Here is a 23,769-nt window from a genome sequence, read left to right as displayed (position 1 = left end):
TGTAGCCCCTTTTTTCAGCCCCTACATGTGGAAGGTACTGCCCGTGACTCAGAAGCCCGACCAGTGTCTCGGTGAATGGATCGATCGTGAAGCCCTCGCGGAAGCGATGATTCCGCTGATTGGTCAGCTCTATCGCAACAACAATGTGGTGACCTCGATCTATGGCCGTGGCCTGATCAACCGTTCGGTCATCGACATCCTCAAGGCCCACCGTTTCGCTCGCCATCGCCTTGCCGATGAGGCTGAACTGTCGGTGCACGACACCTTCCCCATGCTCAAGGCCATGAGCGAGCTCAAGCTGGGCGCCGCTTCCGTGGACCTGGGCAAGCTGGTTGCCAAGTTCAAGGCCGAAGGCGCTGGTCGCGGCGTCGAGCAGTTCGTCAAGGACGAGCTGGCCGAGGTGGTCGGCAAGCAGAACGGTTCCGGTCGTGAAGGCACCGACGTGGTCCTCTACGGCTTCGGTCGTATCGGCCGCCTGCTGGCGCGCATCCTGATCGAGAAGACCGGTGGTGGCGACGGCCTGCGCCTGCGTGCCATCGTTGTGCGTAAAGGCGCCAGCAACGATCTGGTCAAGCGTGCCAGCCTGCTGCGTCGTGACTCGGTACACGGCAAGTTCAACGGCACCATCACCATCGATGAAGAGAACAACACCCTGACGGCCAACGGCAACCTGATCCAGGTGATCTATGCCAAGGACCCGAAGGAAGTCGACTACACCCAGTACGGCATCAAGAACGCACTGCTGGTGGACAACACCGGTGTATGGCGTGATGCCGAGGGTCTGGGTCAGCACCTGGCCTGCCCGGGCGTCGATCGCGTCGTTCTCACCGCACCTGGCAAGGGCGCGCTGAAGAACATCGTGCACGGCATCAACCACAGCGAAATCACCGCTGAGGACAAGATCATCTCCGCTGCTTCCTGCACCACCAACGCCATCGTGCCGGTGCTCAAAGCGGTCAATGATCAGTACGGCATCGTCAACGGTCACGTCGAGACCGTTCACTCGTATACCAACGACCAGAACCTGATCGACAACTTCCACAAAGGCAGTCGTCGTGGTCGTAGCGCCGCGCTGAACATGGTCATCACCGAAACCGGCGCTGCTACCGCTGCAGCCAAGGCGCTGCCGGTTCTGAAAGGCAAGCTGACCGGCAACGCCATTCGTGTGCCGACGCCGAACGTGTCCATGGCCATCCTCAATCTGAACCTGGAGAAGGCCACCACTCGCGAAGAGATCAACGAGTACCTGCGCCAGATGGCCATGCACTCGGATCTGCAGAAGCAGATCGACTTCGTCAGCTCGCAGGAAGTGGTATCGACCGACTTCGTCGGTTCGCGCCATGCCGGCGTGGTGGATGCCGAAGCCACCATCGCCAATGATAACCGCGTTGTGCTGTACGTCTGGTACGACAACGAGTTCGGTTACAGCTGCCAGGTGGTGCGCGTGATGGAAGATATGGCCGGGGTCAACCCGCCCGCCTTCCCGCGCTAAGCGTCAAGGTCGCAAAAAACGGGAGCTTCGGCTCCCGTTTTTTTATGCCTGGAATCTGGCCTGGCGAGGTTGTCGAGTTGATCTCGGGCAGCATCGAGTTTGTTGCGCCCTGTTACCGAAAGGCCAAAAAAAGCAAGCGCTTGGGTGGTCAGTGCCGGGGGGCGTCTTTATAATCAAGCGGATTTTTTACCCAGGTTTGGCGCCTTCCTCCACGCCCATATCGTATCGGTGTGGTCGGGTCTATTAGACCTTTGGTAGCGCCGCCTGTCCTATAAAAAGCTTTCTAAATCAGTGGTTAGGCAAACCTATGATCAAACTAAAGCATGGGCTTGATTTGCCCATAACGGGTGCGCCGGCACAGCATATCGAGGCCGCCAGGCCCGTACGCAGTGTCGCCGTCATCGGCTTCGACTATCACGGGATGAAGCCGACGATGGAAGTGCAGGTCGGTGACCGGGTCAAACTCGGTCAATTGCTGTTTACCGACAAGAAGACACCCGGCGTGCGCTATACCGCCCCTGCGGCTGGCGTGATCAGCGCCATCCATCGTGGTGAGAAGCGTGTCCTGCAGTCCGTTGTCATCGACATCGAAGGCGACGAGCAGGAAACCTTCAGCCAGTATGCTGCCGACCAACTCGACTCGCTGAGCGACGAGCAGGTTCGCGAGAACCTGCAGCAGTCCGGTCTTTGGACTGCGCTGCGTACCCGTCCGTTCAGCAAGGTGCCGGCGCTGGATGCCGTGCCGAGTTCGATCTTCGTCACTGCCATCGATACCCACCCACTTGCCGCCGATCCTGCGGTGATCATCGGTGAATACGCCGCTGACTTCGAAAACGGTCTGAAGGTACTGGGCAATCTGGCCAAGGTCTTCCTGTGCAAGGCCGAAGGTGCCAGCCTGCCGGGCGAGCATGTTGCCAAGGTGCAAAGCGAAGCCTTTGCCGGCCCGCACCCGGCGGGGCTGCCAGGCACTCACATTCACTTCCTTGACCCGGTCAGCACCAGCAAGAGTGTCTGGCAAATCGGTTATCAGGACGTGATCGCGGTGGGCAAACTGTTCACCACCGGTCAGTTGTTCGTCGAGCGTGTGGTCGCCCTCGGCGGCCCGGTTGTCGAGCAGCCACGTCTGCTGCGCACCCGCCTGGGCGCCAACCTGGAAGAACTCACCGCCGGTGAGCTCAAGCCAGGTTTCAACCGGGTGATTTCCGGCTCGGTGTTCGGCGGTCGTACCGCTCAGGGCGCTTTCGCCTTCCTTGGCCGTTACCACAACCAGGTGTCCTGCCTGAGCGAGGGTAACGAGCGCGAGATGATGCATTACCTGCGTGCCGGCGTTAACAAGCACTCGGTACTGAACATCTTCGTCTCCAAGCTGGTCGGCTCCAAGCTGTTCAACTTCACCACCACCACCAACGGCAGCCCGCGCGCCATGGTGCCGGTAGGCAACTACGAGGCGGTGATGCCGCTGGACATCCTGCCGACTCAACTGCTGCGCTACCTGATCGTCGGCGACACCGAGATGGCCCAGAAACTGGGTTGCCTGGAGCTCGACGAAGAAGACCTGGCGCTGTGCACCTACGTGTGCGCCGGCAAGTATGAATATGGCCCGATCCTGCGGGACAACCTCACCCGCATCGAGAAGGAGGGTTAATCCGTGGGCATTCGTGCATTCCTCGACAAGATCGAGCACAACTTCGAGAAGGGCGGCAAGTACGAGAAGTGGTACGCCCTCTACGAGGCCATCGACACCTTCTTCTATCGTCCTGGCAGTGTGACCAAGACCACCGCTCACGTGCGTGATGGCATCGACCTCAAGCGCATGATGATCACCGTGTGGCTGTGCACCTTCCCGGCCATGTTCTTCGGCATGTGGAACACCGGCTATCAGGCCAACCTTATTTTCGCCAACAGCCCCGAGCTGCTGGCGAGCCAGGAAGGCTGGCGCTTCGCGCTGATCGGCTCGCTGGCCGGTTTCGATCCGAACAGCCTGTGGGACAACTTCATCCAGGGCGCGGCCTACTTCCTGCCTGTCTACGCGGTGACCTTCATCGTCGGCGGCTTCTGGGAAGTGCTGTTCGCTTCGATCCGCAAGCATGAGGTCAACGAAGGCTTCTTCGTCACCTCCGTGCTGTTCGCCCTGATTCTGCCGCCGAGCATTCCGCTGTGGCAGGTGGCTCTGGGCATCAGCTTCGGCGTGGTGATTGGCAAGGAAGTGTTCGGTGGTACCGGCAAGAACTTCCTCAACCCGGCACTGACCGGCCGCGCCTTCCTGTTCTTCGCCTACCCGGCGCAGATGTCGGGCGATGCGGTCTGGACTGCAGTGGACGGCTTCGCCGGCGCCACTTCGCTGAGCCTGGCGGCTTCCGGCGGTATCGAGAACGTGATCAACAACGGCATCACCTGGATGGACGCCTTCATCGGCACCATTCACGGTTCGATCGGCGAGACCAGCACCCTGGCCATTGCCATCGGCGGCCTGGTTCTGCTGATCACCAAGATCGCCTCCTGGCGCATCGTCGCCGGCGTGATGCTGGGCATGATCGGCCTGAGCCTGCTGCTCAACCTGATCGGCTCCAACACCAACCCGATGTTCGCCATGCCCTGGTACTGGCATCTGGTGGTGGGCGGTTTCGCCTTCGGCATGTTCTTCATGGCCACCGACCCGGTGTCGGCCTCCATGACCAACACCGGCAAGTGGATCTTCGGCGCCCTGATCGGCGTGATGGTGGTGCTGATTCGTGTGGTCAACCCGGCCTTCCCCGAGGGCATGATGCTGGCGATTCTGTTCGCCAACCTGTTTGCACCGCTGATCGACCACTTCGTCGTTCAGGCCAATATCAAGCGGAGGCTGGCACGCAATGTCTAGTCAAAAAGAATCCACCGTTCGCACGCTGACGGTGGCCGTGCTGGTGTGTCTGGTGTGCTCGGTGTTCGTCGCCGGCGCTGCCATCGCACTGAAGCCGACCCAGGTAGAAAACCGTCTGCTGGACAAGCAGCGCAGCATCCTGGCCATCGCCGGCCTGGGTGAGGCCGGCATGTCCAGTGCCAAGGTCAAGCAAGTGTTCGACAGCACCATCACCGCCAAGCTGGTGGACCTGGAGAGCGGCAAGTTCTCCGATGCGTTCGATCCGATCACCTTCGACCCGCTCAAGGCTGCCAAGGACCCGAAAACCTCCGAGGCTCTGAAAGGCAGCGAGGATATTGCCGGGATCAAGCGCCAGGAGCGTTACACCACCGTTTACATGGTGGAGAAGGATGGTGAAGTCGAAACCCTGATCCTGCCGGTTCGCGGCTATGGTCTGTGGTCCACCCTTCACGGTTTCATCGCCGTCAAGGGCGACCTCAATACCGTGGTCGGCATGGGCTTCTACCAGCACGGCGAGACCCCGGGTCTTGGCGGCGAGGTGGACAACCCGAAGTGGAAGGGTCAGTGGCCGGGCAAGACCCTGTTCGACGACAACGACAAGTTGGCCGTACAGGTGGTCAAGGGTGGTGTCGATCCGCAAAGCCCGAACGCTACCCACCAGGTCGATGGCCTGGCGGGCGCCACTCTGACTAGCGTCGGTGTGGACAACCTGCTGAAGTTCTGGCTCGGCCAGAACGGCTTCGGTCCGTTTATCGCTAACCTGCGTGCAGGGGAGGCTTGATCATGTCGCAGCCGACTATTAAAGAAGTCCTGCTCAACCCGATCTTCAACAACAATCCAATCGGCCTGCAGATTCTGGGCATCTGCTCGGCGCTGGCGGTGACCTCGAACCTGCAGACCGCGCTGGTGATGTCCGCCGCGCTGACGCTGGTGACCGGTTTCTCCAACCTGTTCATCTCAATGATCCGCAGTCAGATTCCGAGCTCGATCCGCATGATCGTGCAGATGGTGATCATCGCCTCGCTGGTAATCGTGGTGGACCAGGTGCTCAAGGCGTATGCCTTCAGCCTGTCCAAACAGCTGTCGGTGTTCGTTGGTCTGATCATCACCAACTGCATCGTGATGGGCCGTGCCGAGGCCTTCGCCATGCAGAACCCGCCTGTGCTGTCGTTCTTCGACGGTATTGGTAATGGTCTGGGCTACAGCGCCATGCTGATTGCCCTGGGCGTTATTCGTGAACTGTTTGGCGCCGGCAAGCTGATGGGCTACGAGATTCTGTCGGTGGTCAACGACGGTGGTTGGTACCAGCCCAACGGTATGCTGCTGCTGCCACCTTCGGCGTTCTTCCTGATCGGTCTGTTCATCTGGGCCATTCGTAGCTGGAAGAAGGATCAGATCGAGGCCAACGCTTACAAGATGGCGCCTCAGGTATCCAGCAAGGAGGCCTATTAATGGAACATTACATCAGCCTGTTCGTCCGTGCGGTGTTCGTCGAGAACATGGCGCTGGCGTTCTTCCTCGGCATGTGTACCTTCATCGCCATCTCCAAGAAGGTGGAAACCGCCATCGGCCTGGGTATCGCCGTGGTCGTGGTGCTGGGTATCACCATGCCGGTGAACAACCTGATCTATACCAACATCCTCAAGGATGGTGCCTTGGCCTGGGCTGGCATGCCTGAGGTGGACCTGTCCTTCCTCGGTCTGCTGACCTTCATCGGCGTGATCGCGGCCATCGTGCAGATCCTGGAAATGACCCTGGATAAGTACGTGCCCTCGCTGTACAACGCCCTCGGCGTGTTCCTGCCGCTGATTACCGTGAACTGCGCCATCATGGGTGGCTCGCTGTTCATGGTCGAGCGTGACTACAACCTGGCCGAGAGCACCGTCTACGGTGTCGGTGCGGGCGTGTCCTGGGCACTGGCCATCGCCGCGCTGGCCGGTATCCGCGAGAAGCTCAAGTACAGCGATGTACCGGCTGGCCTGCAGGGTCTGGGCATCACCTTCATCACCATCGGTCTCATGTCGCTGGGCTTCATGTCCTTCTCCGGCGTGCAGCTGTAAGGAAAGGATGAACAGATGAATTACGAAATCTTCCTCGCCATCGGCATGTTCACCGCCATCGTTCTCGCGCTGGTGCTGATCATCCTTGCTGCGCGCGCCAAGCTGGTTTCCAGCGGTGACGTGAGCATCGAGATCAACGGCGAAAAAACCATCGTGGTACCGGCTGGCGGCAAGCTGTTGCAGACCCTGGCCGACAACAACATCTTCCTGTCCTCCGCCTGCGGCGGCGGCGGCACCTGCGCGCAGTGCAAGTGCGTCGTCGAGTCCGGCGGCGGCGAGATGCTGTCCACCGAGGAGTCGCACTTCACCCGGCGCGAGGCCCGTGAGGGCTGGCGTCTTTCCTGCCAGACCCCGGTCAAGCAGGACATGAAGATCGAAGTCCCCGAAGAGGTCTTCGGCGTCAAGAAGTGGGAATGCACCGTCGAGTCCAACCCCAACGTCGCAACCTTCATCAAGGAGCTGACGCTGAAGCTGCCGGAAGGCGAGAACGTCGACTTCCGCGCCGGTGGTTATGTGCAGCTGGAATGCCCGCCGCACACCGTCAACTACAAGGACTTCGACATCCAGGAGGAGTACCGCGGCGACTGGGACAAGTTCAACCAGTGGAAGTACGTGTCCAAGGTCGACGAGACCGTGATCCGTGCCTATTCCATGGCCAACTACCCGGAAGAGCGCGGTCTGGTGAAGTTCAACATCCGTATCGCCTCGCCGCCCCCCGGCAAGGACGATCTGCCGCCGGGCAAGATGTCGTCCTACGTGTTCAGCCTTAAGCCGGGCGACAAGATCACCGTGTACGGGCCGTTCGGTGAATTCTTCGCCAAGGACACCGATGCCGAGATGGTCTTCATCGGTGGTGGTGCCGGTATGGCGCCGATGCGTTCGCACATCTTCGACCAGCTCAAGCGCCTGAAGTCCACGCGCAAGATCAGCTTCTGGTACGGCGCGCGCTCCATGCGTGAGTCGTTCTACAACGAAGAGTACGATCAGCTGGCCGCGGAGAACCCGAACTTCGAGTGGCATCTGGCATTGTCCGATCCGCAACCTGAAGACAACTGGACCGGCCTCAAGGGCTTCATCCACAACGTGCTGTACGAGAACTATCTGAAGGACCACCCGGCTCCGGAAGATTGTGAGTTCTACATGTGTGGCCCACCCATGATGAACGCCGCAGTGATCAAGATGCTGACCGACCTGGGTGTCGAGCCGGAGAACATCCTCCTCGACGACTTCGGCGGCTAAGCATGAGGTCTGCTGTACTCCAGCCCGTTATCGCTGTCGCCCTGGCGGCAGCCCTAACGGGCTGCTTGCATTCTGAACGGATCGAAGAGTTCGGTGGCCCGACCATGGGCAGCACCTATTCGATCAAATACGTCCGCAGTGAAGGTGTCGCGCCGCAAGCCGAACTCAAGGCCGCGACCGAGGCAATCCTCGCCGAAATCGATCTGCAGATGTCCACCTATCGCGATGATTCGCTGATCGAGCAGTTCAACCAGGCGCCGGCTGGTACCTGTCAGGCCATGCCCAAGGGCGTGCTGGATCTCGTGCGCGCCGGCAATCGCCTGCACGAGGAGAGTCAGGGCTACTTCGACCTGACGCTGGAGCCGTTGCTCGACCTCTGGGGTTTCGGGCCCAAAGGGCAGGGCGAGGCCGTGCCGGATGCCGAGCGTCTGGCTGAGGTGCGTAAGCGGGTTGGCCAACAGCATCTGAGCATCGAAGGCGAACAGCTGTGCAAGGACGTCGACGTGGAAGTCGACTTCAACAGCATCGCTGCCGGTTACGCTGTCGATCAGATCGTCGCGCGTCTGGGCGAGCTGGGCGTTACCAGTTACCTGGTCGAGGCCACCGGCGAGCTCAAGGCGGCTGGCTTCAAGCCTGACGGCAGCCACTGGCGTATTGGTCTGGAGGCGCCGCGCAATGATCAGCGTGTCGCTCAGCGCATCCTGCAGCTCGATGGTTACGGTATCTCCACCTCGGGGGACTATCGCAATTACTTCGAAGAGAACGGCCAGCGCTACTCGCATACGCTCGATCCGCTGACTGGAAAACCGGTCAATCACAAACTGGCAGCTGTTACGGTGGCAGATCCATCGACCTTGCGCGCCGATGGCTTGTCTACCCTATTGATGGTGCTTGGACCGGACGCCGGTATGGCCTTCGCCGAGCGCAACGCTATCGCGGCGTTTTTCGTGACGCGTGAGGGCGAGGGTTTCGTCACACAGGGCACGGCCGCATTCGAGCAGCTATTCGCTGCAGGAGATGAGCAATGACTTTTCTGGTTGTATTTCTGGCCATGGTTCTGGTCGTCGGCATGATGGCCGTCGGCGTGATCATGGGGCGCAAACCCATCGCCGGTTCCTGCGGTGGCATCGCCAACCTCGGTATCGAGAAAGAGTGCTCGATCTGTGGCGGTAGCCGTGAGAAGTGCGAAGAGGTCAATCGCGACAAGAGCGAAGCGCCCAACACCGACCTGGCTTACGACGCGAGCAAGCGCTAAGCCGGCTGGTAGCTTTGATAGCCGGCAGATGTAATCCACTGCCGGCCCTGCCGAGGGTGCGCCACAAGCGCTCCGGCCTGATCTGAAGGAGTAAACATGGCGGTCTACAACTACGATGTGGTGGTGCTGGGCTCCGGCCCGGCGGGCGAGGGCGCGGCAATGAACGCTGCCAAGGCCGGGCGCAAGGTGGCGGTGGTGGACAACCGTCCGCTGGTCGGTGGCAACTGTACCCACCTCGGCACCATCCCCTCCAAGGCGCTGCGCCACTCGGTGCGGCAGATCATGCAGTTCAACACCAACCCGATGTTTCGCCAGATTGGCGAGCCGCGCTGGTTCTCCTTCCCTGATGTGCTGAAAAGCGCCGAGAAGGTGATCGCCAAGCAAGTCACCTCGCGCACGGGCTACTACGCGCGCAACCGCATCGACACCTATTTCGGCACAGCCAGCTTCGCCGACGAGCAGACGATCGAAGTGGTCTGCCTCAATGGCGTAGTGGAAAAGCTGGTGGCCAAGCAGATCGTCATCGCCACTGGCTCGCGCCCCTATCGCCCGGCCGATGTCGATTTCCGCCACCCGCGTATCTACGATAGCGACACCATTCTCAGCCTCGGCCACACGCCGCGCCGCCTGATCATCTACGGCGCCGGGGTGATCGGCTGTGAGTACGCCTCGATCTTCAGCGGCCTGGGTGTGCTGGTCGACCTGATCGACAACCGCGATCAACTGCTCAGCTTCCTCGACTCGGAAATCTCCGATGCCTTGAGCTATCACCTGCGCAACAACAATGTGCTGATTCGTCACAACGAAGAGTACGAGCGCATCGAGGGGCTGGAAAACGGCGTGATCCTGCACCTGAAGTCGGGCAAGAAGATCAAGGCCGACGCGCTGCTCTGGTGTAACGGTCGTACCGGTAATACCGACCAGCTGGGCCTGGAGAACATCGGCATCGCGGTCAACAGTCGTGGCCAGATCCAGGTCGACGAGCATTACCGCACCGAGGTCAGCAACATCTACGCCGCCGGTGACGTGATCGGTTGGCCGAGCCTGGCCAGCGCCGCTGCCGACCAGGGCCGTTCGGCTGCCGGCAGCATCGTCGACAACGGCAGCTGGCGTTTCGTCGATGATGTGCCGACCGGCATCTACACCATTCCGGAGATCAGTTCGATCGGTAAGACCGAGCGTGAACTGACTCAGGCCAAGGTGCCTTACGAAGTGGGCAAGGCCTTCTTCAAAGGCATGGCCCGTGCGCAGATCTCGGTCGAACCGGTGGGCATGCTGAAGATCCTCTTCCATCGTGAAACCCTGGAAGTGCTGGGCGTGCACTGCTTCGGCTATCAGGCCTCGGAGATCGTCCACATCGGCCAGGCAATCATGAACCAGAAGGGTGAAGCCAACAGCATCAAGTACTTCATCAACACCACCTTCAACTACCCGACCATGGCCGAGGCCTATCGGGTTGCCGCGTTCGACGGCCTCAACCGGCTTTTTTGAGCGGCTCCGGCCGGCGGCCTGAGCCGGTCGGAGAGACAGGCTGGGTAGTGGCTTCCGAGTGGCGCTGGCCGAATCGGGAGAGCTTCTAGCGTCTCAGGCGGCAGAAAGTTGAAAGCGGCTATGTGGCTCAGACGAGTCGGATTAGCCTCGATCCTGGTGTACGCGGGCGTTGTCAGCACAATCCGATACCTGTTTTCAGGTATCGGATTTCATGCGCGCTTGCTGCGGCGGTTCCAGGACGTGGGCGCTCTGCTTGGGCCTGACGCTGGCCAGGGCGCTTTCGTGGCACGGCGCATCTCACTGCCAGCACAGATATGATCTTGCTGGGGCTCAACCGGTGGTGCTGGGACTCCAGAACGCCTGTCGTACCCCCGGCAATGACGTCAACTTACGCATCAGCGCATCCAGCTCATCGCCATCGACCGATGTAACGGTGAGAGTGGCTTCAATCTCCACATCGTCTTCGCCGAAGGCGTTGACTTCCAAGTCACGTACTGGGTAGCGACCACTCTCCAGGGTAGCCTCCAACGCCATCATGATTGCCTTCTGACGTTCCTTGTCCGCGATCACACAGACCGTATTGGTTACTTCTACCGACTCCACATCGAGGGGTTGTCGGTTGATGGCATTGACTATGGGGCGTAGCAAGGTATTGGCCGACAACACAAACAGCGTCCCCAGCACGGCCTCTACCAGCATGCCGGTGCCTGCGGCGACACCCACTGCGGCGGAGCCCCACAGTGTCGCAGCGGTGTTGATTCCACGGATATTGCCTTCCTCACGCATAATCACGCCGGCCCCCAGGAAACCTACGCCCGAAACCACATAGGCCACCACGTGCAAAGGGCTTGGGCTGCCGCCGTAGATGGCATGAAAACGCATGGCAATATCGACGAACAGTGCGGCACCGACTGCAACCAGTACGTTGGTACGCAAGCCGGCCGTGCGCTGACGATACTGACGCTCCAGGCCAATCACGGCTCCCAGCAGGAACGCAGTCAGCAGACTCGCCAGGGTATTGAGTGAGGCTGTCAGATCCATATGTTGAGCGATATACATGGCACCCCCCTTAAATAACGAGGCCCAGCTTAGCTGGGCCTCGTGACACAATTGTGCAATCAGGCCGCTGCCTGGCTCAGCAGGTCGCCCAGGAAGGCATAGGCAAAGCCGAAGTAGATGAACACGCCCAGCAGGTCCATGATCGAGGTGATCAGTGGTGAGGACAGCGTGGCGGGATCGGTGCCGATGCGTCGAGCGAGGAACGGCAGCAGTGCACCGATGATGCCGCCGAGCACGGTGCATACCAGCATGCTCAAGCCGACTACCATCAGCACATCGAAGCCGACGCCTTTGGCGAAGAACGCCAGTATCACTTCGAGCACCGCGATTGCCACACCCAGCGCTGCCGCCACGGGCAGTTCACGTTTGATGATGAACCACACGTCACGCCACTGGAGCTTGAGCTCGCCGAGGGCCATCGCACGAATTACCAAGGTGGCCGACTGGCTGCCGGTGTTGCCGCCCATGTCCACGATCGGCGCGATAAAGGCCGCCAGTACGATCACCTGAGTCAGGATTTCCTCCTGCGCAGCGACGAAGGTGCTGGTCAGAATGCCGAAGAAAGTCAGGATCGCCAGCCAGAACACGCGTACGGTAAACATCTGCTTGAACGGGGACGCGATCACATCCAGATCAGGTCCGCCCAATGTGGCAGTGCCGCCGAAACGGGCGAGCTGGGTAGCGTCCTGCTCCTTCTCGATATCCATCGCATCATCGACCGTGACGATGCCGATCATGCGTTCACCACCGTTGATCACCGGCAGTGCCAGCAGATCGTAACGACGAATCAGTTCTGCAGCCTGCTCGCGAGGCCACTGGGCTCGTGCAAACACTGGACTGCTGCGCATGATTTCGCCGATGGTCGCGTTCGCATCCGCCAGCACCAGATCGCGCAGTGACACGGTGCCACTGAGCCGGTGCTCCTGGTCCAGTACATAGATGACATAGATGGTCTCCTTGTCGGGGGCGGTCGCGCGAATATGGTCCAGCGCGCCGGTCACCGTCATCTCGGGCGAGACATGGACGTAATCCGAGGTTGTTACCGATCCGACAGTTCCCTCCGGATAAGCCGCCAGCTTGATGATGTCATCGCGCTCGACCTTGGCCAGCGCAGGCAGAAGCTTTTCCTTGGCATCCTCGCTCAGGCGGTTATAGAGATCGGCTCGGTCGTCGGACGGCATGTGCTCAAACAACTCGACCACGGCCTCGCGCGGCATCGCACGCAGCAGGGCGTCCTGGCGTTTCTCGGGGAGATGGGCGAACAGTTCTGCCCGGGCAGGCGGGGCCAGGGTCAACAGTAGGGATACTGTTTCCTCCGTGGTGAGGATATCGAGTACCTCTACCAGGTCGGAAGAGTGGGTGTGCTTTACAAGGCTGGCAAAGCTCGCCGCATCGAGCGAGCGAGCCAGGGTACGAACAGAAAACAGCAGGTCTTCGCGATTCATGGGCATATTCCTTTCAGGCCTTCATGACGGCCGCAGGCATGCCCGATCTGTCAGACCATGGACAAGCCCCGGCAGCCACAGGCTGATAACGGGGTGAAGAAATTGATGTTCAAACGGTAAGATCGACTCGGGTCAGGGTCCATGAATGTCTCCAGCAGGTTGATGAAATACCAAGGGGGCTGAACACCCGAGGCGCGAAAAATTCTTATCAAGAAAGCCCACACAATGGCGCGCGGCCGCAGACGATGAGTCCGGCGCGAAACAGTCGAAACGTCTCCCAAGGCTGGCGCCTAAAAGCGCGCAGCCGTGAAGTGGCTGCCACTGTTTATGGCAACAGACCGGATTTATATGGGGAGTAGTAAGGCGCGACCGACGTAAGGTCGTTTGATACCACTACCTGCCAGATTGGCAAGGCAGTGGCGAGAAGAAGAGCCCGCGATTACCTTGCCTGTGTTTCATCGATACGAGATCGACTACTGGGACCTTCCACAGCAAGAACTCCAAGATTTGGACGGGCGCAATGGTAGTTCCCCAGGTAGCGCCTGGCAACCGCCTGATCGAATGTTGTTCAGGTTGCGTTAAGTGGTATTTGCATTTCCTGACAGGCACGGCGAGCACCGGAGCCATGGTCTCCGGGATCATGTTCGGGGCTCGCCATTCGCCCTGCAGGACAAGAGGCTTGCCGGGCTCGGCATTCTCTGTCCTGCGTCATCAGCCGCGTAGCGTCTGTACCGCCAGGCCTGGAAAGTCGGTGATGATGCTGTCGGCGCCGAAGTCGGCCAGACGGCGCATCAGCGCCGGCTCGTTGACCGTCCATACCGACACGTGCAGCCCCTGCTTCTGCGCCTTGAGCAGGCGCTCCGGGGTGCACAGCGTCCAGTTCAGCGCCAGCAGATGGCAGCCGTAATGCGCCGCGACTTTCAGCGGGTCGAGCCAGGCGTACTCGGCAACCAGGCCCAGCTGCAACTGCGGAGTCAGTTCACGTGCGGCCTTGAGTACCTCGCGTGAGCTGGAGGTGATGGTGATCTGCTCGCGCAGGCCGAAGCGCTCGACGAGTTCCGAGATGGCCAGCACGGTGCGTGCGGCGCGGACCTTGGAGGCGCTTTTCACCTCCAGCTGCCAATGCTCGAACGTACACTGCTCGAACAGTTCCTCCAAGCGCGGAATCGGGCAGGGGCGCACCCAGCCAGGGCCGCCCTTGCGCGCGTCGTACTTGATCAGCTCGGCAGCATCGTGCTCGACCACCTTGCCGCGCAGGCCCGTGGTGCGCTTCAAGGTTGGGTCGTGGATCACCATCAGCTCACCGTCGCGTGACAGGTGTAGGTCTAGCTCGCAACGATTGACGCCATGCTCCAGGCAGCGCTGGAAGCTGGTCAGGGTATTTTCCGGGGCTTCGCCCTTGGCGCCGCGATGGCCATAAATGAGAGTCACTGTTGCTCCTTGACGGTGTCGAGGTGGCGCGGCTGGTGATGGCGCACGCTGTTGATCACGTGATCGTATTCGAAATAGACGCTGAATTCGCGGTAATCCCAGCGCGTGATCGGCGGCTGGCCGACAGGCTTGTGCTCTTCATCGGCCAGGCCGAAGCGCTCCAGCACCGCACGCTTGGACTGTCCTTTGTGCGGCAGGTTGCTGGCGTCGAGGTCGGCGCCCTGGTCGCCCACGGGAATGGTCAGGGTGTCGGCCAACAGGGCAGTAGGGGCGAGTAGGGTGAGAAGCAGTGCGAGACGATACATGGCGGTTCCTTGGCGAGTGTCATTCGCGGGCTTGGCGACGCTCCAGAGCCTGCTTCTGCAGGATATGCCGAGCCAGTAGCTGGCGCTGTGCGTCGGTCAACGCTTCGAACTCGGTGCCGATCTCGAATTGGCCGTCCGCGCGTTGGCTGCAGTGCACCACCTGACCACGCAGCAGGAGGCCGAGTGCTTGTGGCATCAGCACCATCTTGATCGCCAGATGGCTACCCGGCGCCACGGGCTGGGCGTTATTGAAGCTGATACCGCCTTCGGACAGCGATACCTGGCGTGGTGCGCCGATGTCGCGTAGCAGGCTTTGCGCCACAGCCTGGCCGAGCAGGTCGATGCGTTTGTTGATCACCTTCAGGTAGTTGGCCAGGGTGCGGTCGCGTTCAGTGATATGACGCAGCAGATGCTGGGATTCGAAGTCCATCAGGTGCAGGTCGCTGAGCAGGTTGAACAGCGGCGATGGATCGTGAAGCGCGTCGCTGGCATGGGCTTCGGCCCCCGACAGCAGGCTGAATTCCAGTGCGATCGTATCGTCGATACGATAGTATTCGCGGCGATCATCTACATCGTTAGTCGACATGGCGAACCCATGAAAGCGGTGGTGGTCGAAGACCCTGTTGAAAGTCTCGCGAGCTGGATGCGTGCCAGGCAAGCGTCGGTTACGAATGGTAAACGAGCATTGCTCGCTTCGCTCGTTCCTTCGGGGCCACACTGAAGCGCACCAGCCATAAGCGGCTTTCCAAGTGTTTTTAACGCAGCAGGCCCGTTACGCAGCCGACTTCGAGTTGCTTCTGAGTGTAAGGCCGCTGATCTGGCCCCGCCACATGGACGTTTTTCTTTCCCCCGAATCTCTCCGACATGTTCAGACCTCTGTTCGTATTCATCGGTACGCGCTACACGCGAGCCAAGCGCCGCAACCATTTCGTTTCCTTCATTTCGCTGACGTCCATGCTCGGCCTCACCCTGGGGGTGATGGTGATGATCCTGGTGCTGTCGGTCATGAACGGTTTCGACCACGAGATGCGCACGCGCGTCTTGGGGATGATTCCTCACGCCACGGTCGAGTCGCCGACCCCGGTCAGTGACTGGCAGGCCCTGGCGCGCCAGGTGGAGCGCCATCCGCGCGTCGAGGCGCTGGCCCCCTTCACGCAGATGCAGGGCTTGCTGACGAACGACGGCAAGGTGCAGAAGGTGCTGATCAATGCCATCGATCCCGAGCAGGAACGCAAGGTGTCGATCATCGACGGCTTCTTCCAGCAGGGCAGTCTCGACAGTTTGCAGCCGGGCGATTTCGCCATGGTCATTGGCGACAAGGCAGCAGCCAAGCTGGGTCTCAAGCTCGGTGACAAGGTCACCTTCGTCGCGCCCGAGGTCACCGTGACCCCGGCGGGCATGTTCCCGCGCCTGAAGCGCTTCACCGTCACCGGTATTTTCCATGTCGGCGCCGGTGAGATCGACGGTGCCTTGGCCCTGGCCAATATCAGCGACCTGGCGCGCCTGCAGCGCTGGAAGCCCGATCAGGTGCAGGGCCTGCGGCTGAAGTTCGATGATCTGTTCCAGGCACCGCGCAGTGCCTGGGAGATCGCTCAGACCCTCGACGGCGATTTCTATGCCCGCGACTGGACCCGTACCCACGGCAACCTGTACCAGGCTATTCGCATGGAGAAGACCATGATCGGCCTACTCCTGCTGCTGATCGTCGCGGTGGCGGCATTCAACATCATCTCCACGTTGGTGATGGTGGTGACCGACAAGAAGGGCGACATCGCCATCCTGCGTACCCTCGGCGCCACGCCGCGGCAGATCATGGCCATCTTCATGGTCCAGGGCACCGTGATCGGCGTGGTCGGCACCGTCATCGGCGCGCTGCTGGGCATTCTTGCGGCGCTGAACATCAGCAGCCTGATCGCCGGCATCGAACGTCTGCTGGGCATCAAGTTTCTCAATGCCGATGTCTACTTCATCGATTACCTGCCCTCGCAACTGCAGAGCGCCGACGTGGTGATGGTCTGTACCGCGGCGTTGCTGCTGAGCTTCTTCGCCACCCTGTATCCAGCCTGGCGCGCTGCGCGTACCCAGCCGGCCGAGGCCCTGCGCTATGAGTGAGTCCATGAACCAGAACGCCATGAAACAGCACAATGCCGTGCTCAGCTGTCGCAACCTGAGCAAGCGTTACGACGAGGGTCCCGAGTCTGTGGTGGTGCTCGATGGCCTCGAGCTGGAACTCTTTCCCGGTGAACGTGTGGCCATCGTCGGCAGCTCCGGTTCCGGCAAGAGCACCCTTTTGAACATGCTCGGCGGCCTGGATACGCCCAGCGAGGGCAGCGTCTGGCTGGCCGGCGAGCAACTCTCGGCGCTGAGCGAGACCGCTCGGGGTCTGCTGCGCAACCGCGCGCTGGGCTTCGTCTACCAGTTTCACCACCTGCTGGCCGAGTTCACCGCGCTAGAGAACGTCTGCATGCCGCTGCTGATCGGCAAGACGTCGATCGCCGAGGCGCGTCAGCGCGCGACAGCCTTGCTGGAGCGGGTAGGCCTGGGGCATCGCCTGAATCACAAGCCGTCAGAGCTGTCCGGCGGCGAACGTCAGCGTGTGGCGATTGCCCGTGCCCTGGTCAACCGCCCAGGGCTGGTGTTGCTCGATGAGCCGACCGGCAACCTCGATCAGCATACCGCCGAAGGCATTCAGGAGCTGATGCGCGAGCTTAGCCGCGATTCCAACACCGCGTTTCTGGTGGTGACCCACGATATGCAGCTGGCCCGCCAGATGGATCGCGTGCTCAGCCTGCAGGACGGCAAGCTGGTGACCCTCTGATGTTTCGTCCGCTGAGTATCTTCATCGGCGCTCGCTACACACGGGCCAAGCGCCGCAACCATTTCATCTCCTTCATTTCGCTGACTTCGATGATCGGCCTGGCGCTCGGTGTGCTGGCGATGATCGTGGTGCTGTCGGTGATGAACGGTTTCCAGAAGGAAATGAGCTCGCGCATTCTCGGCATGGTGCCGCACGCCATGCTCTACGGAGCCGAGCCAGTTGCCGACTGGCGCGCCCTGGCGGACAAGGCCATGGCCAATCCGCAGGTGCAGGCGGCGGCACCCTATGCCGAGCTGGAGGGCATGCTTTCGCATCGCGGGCTGATGCAGCCGATCCAGATTCACGGCATCGATCCGGCAGAAGAGGGTAAGGTATCGATCCTGCCCGAGCACATCCGCCAGGGCAGCCTGAACAATTTGCAGCCCGGTGAATTCGGCGTGGTGATCGGTGATATCACCGCGCGTCGTTTCGGCCTGCAGGTGGGCGACAAGCTGACGCTGATCATCCCTGAGCTGAGCAGCGCGCCTGGTGGCGTCACGCCGCGCATGCAGCGCTTGAACGTGGCGGCGGTGTTCAAGGTCGGTGCCGAGCTGGACAGCTCGCTGGCCCTGATCAACGTCGTCGACGCCGCTGCCATGCAGCGCTTGCCGGAAGGCACGGTGCCGGGCATTCGCCTGGCGCTGAAAGACCTCTACCAGGCACCGCAGGTATCCAAAGCGCTGGTCGCCGAACTGGGCGACGGTTACCGCACCGATGACTGGACCCACACCCAGGGCAGCCTGTTCAGCGCGATGAAGATGGAGAAGACCATGATCGGTCTGCTGCTCCTGCTGATCGTCGCGGTGGCAGCGTTCAACATCATCGCCACGCTGATCATGGTGGTCGCCGATAAGAGCGGTGACATCGCCATCCTGCGTACCCTGGGCGCTACGCCACGGCAGATCATGGCGATTTTCATGGTTCAAGGCTCGGTGATCGGCCTGGTCGGTACGCTGATTGGTACGGTGTTGGGTGTGTTGGCGGCGCTCAATGTCAGCGCGCTGGTGGCTTGGCTGGAGTCGTTCGCCGGGCAGCAGGTGATGAGTTCCGACGTGTACTTCATCAGCAGCCTGCCATCGGATCTGCAGTGGCTGGATGTGGCGCTGATCTGTTCGGCGGCGCTGATCCTGAGCTTCCTTGCCACGCTCTACCCCTCATGGCGGGCGGCGCAGGTGCAGCCGGCCGAGGCGCTGCGCTACGAGTAAGAACGAAAAAGCCGTCAACTTAGACGGCTTTTTCTTTTTCAGCGGCGCTCCAGTCGGCGCTTTTCCTGACGCTTGCGCCAGCTACGCTGTACCCACCAGCGCCAGTAGAGCATGGTCAGCACGTAGCCCAGTATCGCGAGGATGATCCCCGCGACGAAGGAGCCCAGGTACAGCGGCTTCCACAGCACCGCTACCTCGGCCGTGATCCATTCTAGACTTAGGGTCTGCGGCATGCGCACGGGCGGTGTCTGCATGATCCATGCGCCCAGTTTGTAAGTGCAATAGAAAACCGGTGGCATGGTGATGGGATTGGTCAGCCACACCAGGCCGATGGAAATTGGCAGGTTGGCGCGCAACGGGATGGCCACTGCGGCGGCGGCCAGCATCTGCATTGGCATGGGGATCATCGCCCAGAACAGGCCGATGGCCATGCCGCGAGCTACCGAGTGACGGTTGAGATGCCAGAGATTGGGATCATGAATGAGTTTGCCGAGAAAGCGCAGGGACTTGTTACCCTTGATGCTGTCGGGGTTGGGCATGTAGCGCTTGAATAAACGACGCGGCATGAAGAGTCTCTGGGCAGGCAAAAGCGCCAATATTATGCACGGATTCGCTCTGGCCAGCGTTTCCATATTGTGACCGAAGGTGAGCGCCGGACGCGTTCGCTGCAGCTCGATGAGCAGGGAGGAAGGGGATGCGAACAGGGATGTTGGCACTGGCCTTGGGGCTATTGACGCTGCGCTTTCTGCCAAGCCTGCCGCCGAGTTGGCTGTTGCTGGTGGCGGTCTGTGCGGCTCTGGCTTTGCTGTTCTCGCGCCTCTATCCGCTTGGGTTCTTTTTGCTGGGGTTGGCCTGGGCCTGCAGCTCGGCGCAATCGGCATTGGATGACCGCCTTGCTCCACCGCTCGATGGCCGTACCCTGTGGCTGGAGGGGCGGGTGGTCGGCCTGCCTGAAGTGGCCGATGGTGTCGTGCGCTTCCAGTTCGAAGAGGCGCACTCGCGGCGCGCCGAGCTGCCGAAAAGAATGCGCTTGGCCTGGTATGGTGGGCCGCCGGTGCAAGGCGGCGAGCGCTGGCGTCTGGCGGTCAACCTGAAGCGGCCGCATGGCCTGGTCAATCCGCAGAGCTTCGACTACGAAGCCTGGTTGCTGGCGCAGCGTATCGGCGCCACGGGCACGATCAAGTCTGGCGAACGGTTATCCCCCGCGACGGGCTTTGGTAGCTGGCGCGACAGCCTTCGCCAGCATCTGCTGGCTGTGCCGGCCTTTGGGCGCGAAGGTGCCATTGCCGCTCTGGTCCTCGGTGATGGTTCCGGCCTGAGTACAAGCGACTGGCGCCTGCTGCAGCACACGGGCACGGTGCACCTGATGGTCATCTCCGGCCAGCATATTGCCCTGCTAGCCGGCTTTCTTTACGGACTGGTGGCTTTGCTGGCGAGAGTCGGTGCCTGGCCAAGGCGCTGGCCCTGGTTGCCCTGCGCCTGTGCGTTGGCCTTGAGCGGAGCTCTGGTCTACGGGATGCTGGCTGGTTTTGAGGTGCCGGTGCGCAGGGCCTGCGTGATGGTTGCGCTGGTGCTGCTCTGGCGCATGCGCTTTCGTCATCTGGGCGCCTGGTGGCCATTGTTGTTGGCCTTGATCGTGGTTCTGCTGCTGGAGCCGCTGGCCTCGTTGCAGCCGGGTTTCTGGTTGTCGTTTTCGGCGGTGGCGATTCTTGCTCTGGTGTTTGGCGGTCGGCTCGGTGTCTGGGGTTGGTGGCGCGGGCTGACACGTGCGCAGTGGACCATGGCCATCGGCCTGCTGCCGATGATGCTGATTCTCGGTCTGCCCGTCAGTAGCAGCGGGCCGTTGGCCAATCTGGTTGCCGTGCCTTGGGTGGGGCTGGTAGTCGTACCCCTGGCCTTGCTGGGCACTCTGCTGCTGCCTGTCCCGGTGATCGGGGAGAGCTTGCTGTGGCTGGCCGGTGGTGCTTTGTATCTGTTGTTCGAGTTGCTGAGCGTGATCGCTGCTTGGCTACCTGCCTGGTTGCCTAGCAACCTGCCGCTGTGGGCCTGGTTATTGGCGGTGGCAGGTGCCTTGTTGCTCCTGCTGCCGGCCGGAGTACCGTTGCGTCTACCCGGCCTTGCGTTGTTATTGCCTGCATTGCTGTTGCCGCCGAAACAGCTGGACGATGGTCGCGCCGATGTCTGGGTGCTAGACGTAGGGCAGGGGCTGGCGGTGCTGGTACGTACCCGGGAACACAGCCTGCTGTACGACGCAGGCCCGCGCTTCGGCGATTTCGATACAGGGGAGCGTATTGTCCTGCCTTCACTGCGAGCAATGAACCTCAGGCGGCTCGACCTGATGTTGCTCAGTCATGCCGACAATGATCATGCCGGCGGGGCTGCCGCGATCAAAGCCGGTATGCCGGTGAGCCGGATCATCAGTGGCGAGCCGCACCGGCTGGCCAGAACGCTCGGCGCTGAGGATTGCGAATCGGGGCAGCGCTGGCAATGGAACGACGTGACGTTCAGGCTGTGGCAGTGGGATCAGGCCGTATCCGGCAATCAGCGTTCTTGTGTATTGCAGATCGAGGCGGCGGGTGAGCGCCTGTTGCTGACTGGTGATATCGATGTCCGCGCCGAACGCGCGCTGATGCAGGCCGACTTTCCCCTGGCCTCGCGTTGGTTGCTGGCGCCCCATCACGGCAGTCGAACGTCATCCAGTCAGGCTTTTATCGATGCGGTCGGTGCGCAGCATGTGCTGATCACGCGCAGTCGCCACAATGCCTTTGGGCATCCTCACCCGCAGGTGTTGGCGCGCTATCAGGCGGCAGGCGTCGAGGTGCATGACACGGCGTTGCGCGGTGCCTTGCATTTACGTCTGGGCGAACAGGTCGCGCCTCGCGGGTTGCGAAGCGAGCCACGTTTCTGGCGGGAAAAATGAGAACGGCGGCGGTCGGCGGGCGTTACGCCCTGTGCTAGAGTGGCGCGACTTTTTCGAGGGGGATTCTCTACCGTGTGGGAACTGGTCAAAGCTGGCGGCTGGATGATGCTGCCGATCATTCTCTGTTCCATCGCTGCTGCCGGCATCGTCGCCGAGCGCCTTTGGACCCTGCGGCCCGCCCGCGTCACCCCAGCCAATCTGCTGGCTCAGGTATGGCGCTGGATCAAGGACAAGAAACTTAACAACCAGAAACTCAAGGAGTTGCGCGAGGATTCGCCGCTGGGGCAGATTCTCGCTGCCGGCCTGGCCAACTCCAAGCATGGTCGCGAGATCATGAAAGAGTGCATCGAGGAGGCCGCGGCTCGCGTCATCCATGAGCTGGAACGCTACCTCAATGCGCTTGGCACCATTGCCGGGATCGCGCCGCTGCTCGGCCTGCTTGGTACCGTATTGGGTATGATCGAAATCTTCAGTTCTTTCATGGGCTCGGGCATGGCCAATGCGCCGATGCTCGCCGGTGGTATCTCCAAGGCGTTGATTACCACAGCGGCCGGCCTGATGGTGGCGATTCCGGCGCTGTTCTTCCACCGCTATCTGCAGCGTCGTGTCGACGAACTGGTAGTCGGCATGGAGCAGGAAGCGATCAAGCTGGTGGAAATGGTGCAGGGTGATCGCGACGTCGACCTGGGTGAGGGCAAGGCGTGAAATTCCGGCGCAAACCGCGGGAGAACGTCGAGATCAACCTGGCCTCGTTGATCGACGTGGTATTCATCCTGCTGCTGTTCTTCGTGGTCACCACCACCTTTACCCGCGAGACCCAGCTCAAGGTCGATCTGCCTGAGGCCGCCAGTGGTACGCCGCCCGAGCAGACCGAGCTCAAGCAGGTCGAGGTGCTGATTGGTGCCGATGGCGCCTACTCGGTCAATGGCAACGCGCTGCTGGAGAGCAACCTGAGCAACCTGATGGCGGCGCTGCAGAAGGAATCCGACGGCGACAACAGCCTGCCGTTGATCCTCAGTGCCGATGGCAAGACCCCGCACCAGGCGGTGATTACGGCCATGGACGCTGCTGGCAAGCTGGGCTTCTCGCACCTGCGCATCACCACGGTGGAAGCACAGGAAACCCCCTAAGTGAGCGCTGCTGATCGCTTGCTCGAGGCCTGGTACCGCGGCCACCCGGCGCTGGCGCTGCTGCGCCCGCTGGAGTGGCTGTACCGTCGTGTGGTGCAGGGTAAGCGTGCACGCTTTCTGGCCGGCGAGGGCGATATCTACCGCGCTCCGGTGCCTGTGCTGGTGGTGGGTAACATCACCGTCGGCGGTACCGGCAAGACGCCGCTGATCCTCTTTCTGATCGAACATTGCCGCGCCCGTGGCCTCAAGGTCGGCGTGGTCAGTCGTGGCTATGGCGCCACGCCGCCGAGCCTGCCGTGGCGCGTGCGTGCCGAGCAACCTGCGGCCGAGGCAGGTGACGAGCCCTTGCTGATCGTCCAGCGTACAGGCGTGCCCTTGATGATCGATCCGGATCGCAGTCGCGCCGTGCGTGCGTTGCTGGCCGAAGAAACATTGGACCTGATCCTCTGCGACGATGGCCTGCAGCACTACCGTCTGGCGCGCGATCTGGAACTGGTGCTGATCGATGCTGCGCGCGGCCTGGGTAATCGCCGCTGCCTGCCTGCCGGGCCTCTGCGTGAACCGGCCGAGCGTCTCAGTGAGGTGGATGCGGTGTTGTTCAATGGCGCCGAAGCCGACCGCGCCGATGGCTACGCCTTTCGCCTGCAGCCGACCGCACTGGTCAATCTGGCCAGTGGTGAGCGCGTCGGCCTCGATCATCTGCCGCGAGGCCAGGCAGTGCATGCGGTGGCCGGTATCGGTAATCCGCAACGTTTCTTCAATACCCTCGAAGCGCTAAACTGGCGGCCGGTTCCGCACCCCTTCGCCGACCATGCCCAGTACGATGCCGCGCAGCTCAGTTTCGAGCCGTCGCTGCCCCTGCTGATGACGGAAAAGGATGCGGTGAAATGCCGGGCCTTCGCCGCCGCCGACTGGTGGTACCTGGCCGTCGACGCCGTGCCCACGCCGGCTTTTGTCGACTGGCTGGATAGCGAACTGGCCCGCCTCATACCGGGGTCTTGATGACCCCACCAAGGACTG

Annotated in this window: 23 protein-coding genes; 17 read left to right on the top strand and 6 right to left on the bottom strand. The window is 61.3% G+C overall.

Features of this window, described 5'->3' with window-relative positions:
• Positions 1–25: 25 nt before the first annotated feature.
• From AAEQ75_RS00300 to sthA, 10 genes are all read left to right on the top strand, one after another.
• Complete coding sequence (locus tag AAEQ75_RS00300) at positions 26–1,492, top strand: glyceraldehyde-3-phosphate dehydrogenase (protein ID WP_343350524.1); 1,467 nt, start codon at positions 26–28, stop codon at positions 1,490–1,492.
• Positions 1,493–1,799: 307 nt separating this feature from the next.
• On the top strand, positions 1,800–3,137 hold the full coding sequence (locus AAEQ75_RS00295) for a Na(+)-translocating NADH-quinone reductase subunit A (RefSeq protein ID WP_343350523.1): 1,338 nt from the start codon (positions 1,800–1,802) through the stop codon (positions 3,135–3,137).
• Between the two features lie 3 nt (positions 3,138–3,140).
• Entirely contained in the window at positions 3,141–4,352 is a 1,212-nt protein-coding gene (locus AAEQ75_RS00290; protein ID WP_024307551.1) for an NADH:ubiquinone reductase (Na(+)-transporting) subunit B, read from the top strand.
• Positions 4,345–5,133 (top strand): Na(+)-translocating NADH-quinone reductase subunit C, encoded by a 789-nt coding sequence (locus AAEQ75_RS00285; RefSeq protein ID WP_343350522.1) that lies wholly within the window; start codon positions 4,345–4,347, stop codon positions 5,131–5,133. Before AAEQ75_RS00290 ends, AAEQ75_RS00285 begins: the two co-directional genes overlap by 8 nt.
• Positions 5,130–5,804 (top strand): NADH:ubiquinone reductase (Na(+)-transporting) subunit D, encoded by a 675-nt coding sequence (locus AAEQ75_RS00280; RefSeq protein ID WP_343350521.1) that lies wholly within the window; start codon positions 5,130–5,132, stop codon positions 5,802–5,804. The genes AAEQ75_RS00285 and AAEQ75_RS00280 overlap by 4 nt, the downstream gene beginning before the upstream one ends.
• Complete coding sequence (gene nqrE, locus AAEQ75_RS00275; RefSeq protein WP_160020372.1) at positions 5,804–6,412, top strand: NADH:ubiquinone reductase (Na(+)-transporting) subunit E; 609 nt, start codon at positions 5,804–5,806, stop codon at positions 6,410–6,412. The genes AAEQ75_RS00280 and nqrE overlap by 1 nt, the downstream gene beginning before the upstream one ends.
• Before the next feature lie 15 nt (positions 6,413–6,427).
• Positions 6,428–7,651, top strand: a complete 1,224-nt coding sequence (gene nqrF / locus AAEQ75_RS00270) for an NADH:ubiquinone reductase (Na(+)-transporting) subunit F (protein ID WP_343350519.1) — start codon at positions 6,428–6,430, stop codon at positions 7,649–7,651.
• A 104-nt stretch (positions 7,652–7,755) separates the two neighbouring features.
• Positions 7,756–8,679 carry an FAD:protein FMN transferase gene (locus AAEQ75_RS00265; protein ID WP_106734879.1) on the top strand — a complete coding sequence of 308 codons (924 nt, stop codon included), beginning with the start codon at positions 7,756–7,758 and terminating at the stop codon, positions 8,677–8,679.
• Positions 8,676–8,906 carry a (Na+)-NQR maturation NqrM gene (gene nqrM / locus AAEQ75_RS00260; protein ID WP_161866466.1) on the top strand — a complete coding sequence of 77 codons (231 nt, stop codon included), beginning with the start codon at positions 8,676–8,678 and terminating at the stop codon, positions 8,904–8,906. The genes AAEQ75_RS00265 and nqrM overlap by 4 nt, the downstream gene beginning before the upstream one ends.
• A gap of 96 nt (positions 8,907–9,002) precedes the next feature.
• Entirely contained in the window at positions 9,003–10,397 is a 1,395-nt protein-coding gene (sthA, locus tag AAEQ75_RS00255; protein ID WP_099526433.1) for a Si-specific NAD(P)(+) transhydrogenase, read from the top strand.
• Between the two features lie 330 nt (positions 10,398–10,727).
• On the opposite strand, the gene AAEQ75_RS00250 is transcribed toward sthA, so the two are convergent.
• From AAEQ75_RS00250 to AAEQ75_RS00230, 5 genes are all read right to left on the bottom strand, one after another.
• Positions 10,728–11,456: an MgtC/SapB family protein gene (locus AAEQ75_RS00250; protein ID WP_343350517.1), complete on the bottom strand. Its 729-nt coding sequence runs from the start codon at positions 11,454–11,456 to the stop codon at positions 10,728–10,730.
• 59 nt (positions 11,457–11,515) lie between these two features.
• Positions 11,516–12,901, bottom strand: coding sequence for a magnesium transporter (gene mgtE, locus AAEQ75_RS00245; protein WP_343350516.1), 1,386 nt, complete (start codon positions 12,899–12,901; stop codon positions 11,516–11,518).
• Between the two features lie 711 nt (positions 12,902–13,612).
• Complete coding sequence (locus AAEQ75_RS00240; protein WP_343350515.1) at positions 13,613–14,332, bottom strand: glycerophosphodiester phosphodiesterase; 720 nt, start codon at positions 14,330–14,332, stop codon at positions 13,613–13,615.
• Positions 14,329–14,637, bottom strand: coding sequence for a phosphodiesterase (locus AAEQ75_RS00235; protein WP_179545305.1), 309 nt, complete (start codon positions 14,635–14,637; stop codon positions 14,329–14,331). The genes AAEQ75_RS00240 and AAEQ75_RS00235 overlap by 4 nt, the downstream gene beginning before the upstream one ends.
• A 19-nt stretch (positions 14,638–14,656) precedes the next feature.
• Entirely contained in the window at positions 14,657–15,223 is a 567-nt protein-coding gene (locus AAEQ75_RS00230; protein WP_003461983.1) for a PilZ domain-containing protein, read from the bottom strand.
• 278 nt (positions 15,224–15,501) lie between these two features.
• Between AAEQ75_RS00230 and AAEQ75_RS00225 the strand changes: the two genes are divergently transcribed.
• The 3 genes from AAEQ75_RS00225 to AAEQ75_RS00215 are packed head-to-tail and all read left to right on the top strand — an operon-like array spanning position 15,502 to position 18,699.
• Positions 15,502–16,749, top strand: coding sequence for a lipoprotein-releasing ABC transporter permease subunit (locus AAEQ75_RS00225; RefSeq protein ID WP_125835824.1), 1,248 nt, complete (start codon positions 15,502–15,504; stop codon positions 16,747–16,749).
• A gap of 19 nt (positions 16,750–16,768) precedes the next feature.
• Positions 16,769–17,455: a lipoprotein-releasing ABC transporter ATP-binding protein LolD gene (gene lolD, locus AAEQ75_RS00220; RefSeq protein WP_371919635.1), complete on the top strand. Its 687-nt coding sequence runs from the start codon at positions 16,769–16,771 to the stop codon at positions 17,453–17,455.
• On the top strand, positions 17,455–18,699 hold the full coding sequence (locus tag AAEQ75_RS00215; protein ID WP_125878643.1) for a lipoprotein-releasing ABC transporter permease subunit: 1,245 nt from the start codon (positions 17,455–17,457) through the stop codon (positions 18,697–18,699). Before lolD ends, AAEQ75_RS00215 begins: the two co-directional genes overlap by 1 nt.
• Positions 18,700–18,737: 38 nt before the next feature.
• On the opposite strand, the gene AAEQ75_RS00210 is transcribed toward AAEQ75_RS00215, so the two are convergent.
• Positions 18,738–19,265, bottom strand: coding sequence for a DUF2062 domain-containing protein (locus AAEQ75_RS00210; protein WP_125878644.1), 528 nt, complete (start codon positions 19,263–19,265; stop codon positions 18,738–18,740).
• Positions 19,266–19,393: 128 nt separating this feature from the next.
• Between AAEQ75_RS00210 and AAEQ75_RS00205 the strand changes: the two genes are divergently transcribed.
• From AAEQ75_RS00205 to lpxK, 4 genes are all read left to right on the top strand, one after another.
• Positions 19,394–21,619, top strand: a complete 2,226-nt coding sequence (locus AAEQ75_RS00205) for a DNA internalization-related competence protein ComEC/Rec2 (protein ID WP_343350511.1) — start codon at positions 19,394–19,396, stop codon at positions 21,617–21,619.
• A gap of 72 nt (positions 21,620–21,691) precedes the next feature.
• Positions 21,692–22,324, top strand: coding sequence for a MotA/TolQ/ExbB proton channel family protein (locus AAEQ75_RS00200; protein WP_017677620.1), 633 nt, complete (start codon positions 21,692–21,694; stop codon positions 22,322–22,324).
• On the top strand, positions 22,321–22,749 hold the full coding sequence (locus AAEQ75_RS00195; protein ID WP_125878645.1) for an ExbD/TolR family protein: 429 nt from the start codon (positions 22,321–22,323) through the stop codon (positions 22,747–22,749). The genes AAEQ75_RS00200 and AAEQ75_RS00195 overlap by 4 nt, the downstream gene beginning before the upstream one ends.
• Positions 22,750–23,751 (top strand): tetraacyldisaccharide 4'-kinase, encoded by a 1,002-nt coding sequence (gene lpxK / locus AAEQ75_RS00190; protein ID WP_343350509.1) that lies wholly within the window; start codon positions 22,750–22,752, stop codon positions 23,749–23,751.
• Positions 23,752–23,769: the final 18 nt, after the last annotated feature.

Origin of the sequence: Pseudomonas sediminis (assembly GCF_039555755.1) — a bacterium.
Classification (GTDB): domain Bacteria; phylum Pseudomonadota; class Gammaproteobacteria; order Pseudomonadales; family Pseudomonadaceae; genus Aquipseudomonas; species Aquipseudomonas mendocina_D.
This window is presented reverse-complemented; position numbering and strand designations above follow the sequence as displayed.

Excerpts from the sequence above, each read along its gene's own strand:
- AAEQ75_RS00300 (WP_343350524.1), top strand. The coding sequence starts at position 26 with ATGTGGAAGGTACTGCCCGTGACTCAGAAGCCCGACCAGTGTCTCGGT.
- AAEQ75_RS00295 (WP_343350523.1), top strand. The coding sequence starts at position 1,800 with ATGATCAAACTAAAGCATGGGCTTGATTTGCCCATAACGGGTGCGCCG.
- AAEQ75_RS00285 (WP_343350522.1), top strand. The coding sequence starts at position 4,345 with ATGTCTAGTCAAAAAGAATCCACCGTTCGCACGCTGACGGTGGCCGTG.
- nqrE (WP_160020372.1), top strand. The coding sequence starts at position 5,804 with ATGGAACATTACATCAGCCTGTTCGTCCGTGCGGTGTTCGTCGAGAAC.
- nqrF (WP_343350519.1), top strand. The coding sequence starts at position 6,428 with ATGAATTACGAAATCTTCCTCGCCATCGGCATGTTCACCGCCATCGTT.
- AAEQ75_RS00265 (WP_106734879.1), top strand. The coding sequence starts at position 7,756 with ATGGGCAGCACCTATTCGATCAAATACGTCCGCAGTGAAGGTGTCGCG.
- nqrM (WP_161866466.1), top strand. The coding sequence starts at position 8,676 with ATGACTTTTCTGGTTGTATTTCTGGCCATGGTTCTGGTCGTCGGCATG.
- sthA (WP_099526433.1), top strand. The coding sequence starts at position 9,003 with ATGGCGGTCTACAACTACGATGTGGTGGTGCTGGGCTCCGGCCCGGCG.
- AAEQ75_RS00250 (WP_343350517.1), bottom strand. The coding sequence starts at position 11,456 with ATGTATATCGCTCAACATATGGATCTGACAGCCTCACTCAATACCCTG.
- mgtE (WP_343350516.1), bottom strand. The coding sequence starts at position 12,901 with ATGAATCGCGAAGACCTGCTGTTTTCTGTTCGTACCCTGGCTCGCTCG.
- AAEQ75_RS00235 (WP_179545305.1), bottom strand. The coding sequence starts at position 14,637 with ATGTATCGTCTCGCACTGCTTCTCACCCTACTCGCCCCTACTGCCCTG.
- AAEQ75_RS00230 (WP_003461983.1), bottom strand. The coding sequence starts at position 15,223 with ATGTCGACTAACGATGTAGATGATCGCCGCGAATACTATCGTATCGAC.
- AAEQ75_RS00225 (WP_125835824.1), top strand. The coding sequence starts at position 15,502 with ATGTTCAGACCTCTGTTCGTATTCATCGGTACGCGCTACACGCGAGCC.
- lolD (WP_371919635.1), top strand. The coding sequence starts at position 16,769 with ATGAAACAGCACAATGCCGTGCTCAGCTGTCGCAACCTGAGCAAGCGT.
- AAEQ75_RS00215 (WP_125878643.1), top strand. The coding sequence starts at position 17,455 with ATGTTTCGTCCGCTGAGTATCTTCATCGGCGCTCGCTACACACGGGCC.
- AAEQ75_RS00210 (WP_125878644.1), bottom strand. The coding sequence starts at position 19,265 with ATGCCGCGTCGTTTATTCAAGCGCTACATGCCCAACCCCGACAGCATC.
- AAEQ75_RS00205 (WP_343350511.1), top strand. The coding sequence starts at position 19,394 with ATGCGAACAGGGATGTTGGCACTGGCCTTGGGGCTATTGACGCTGCGC.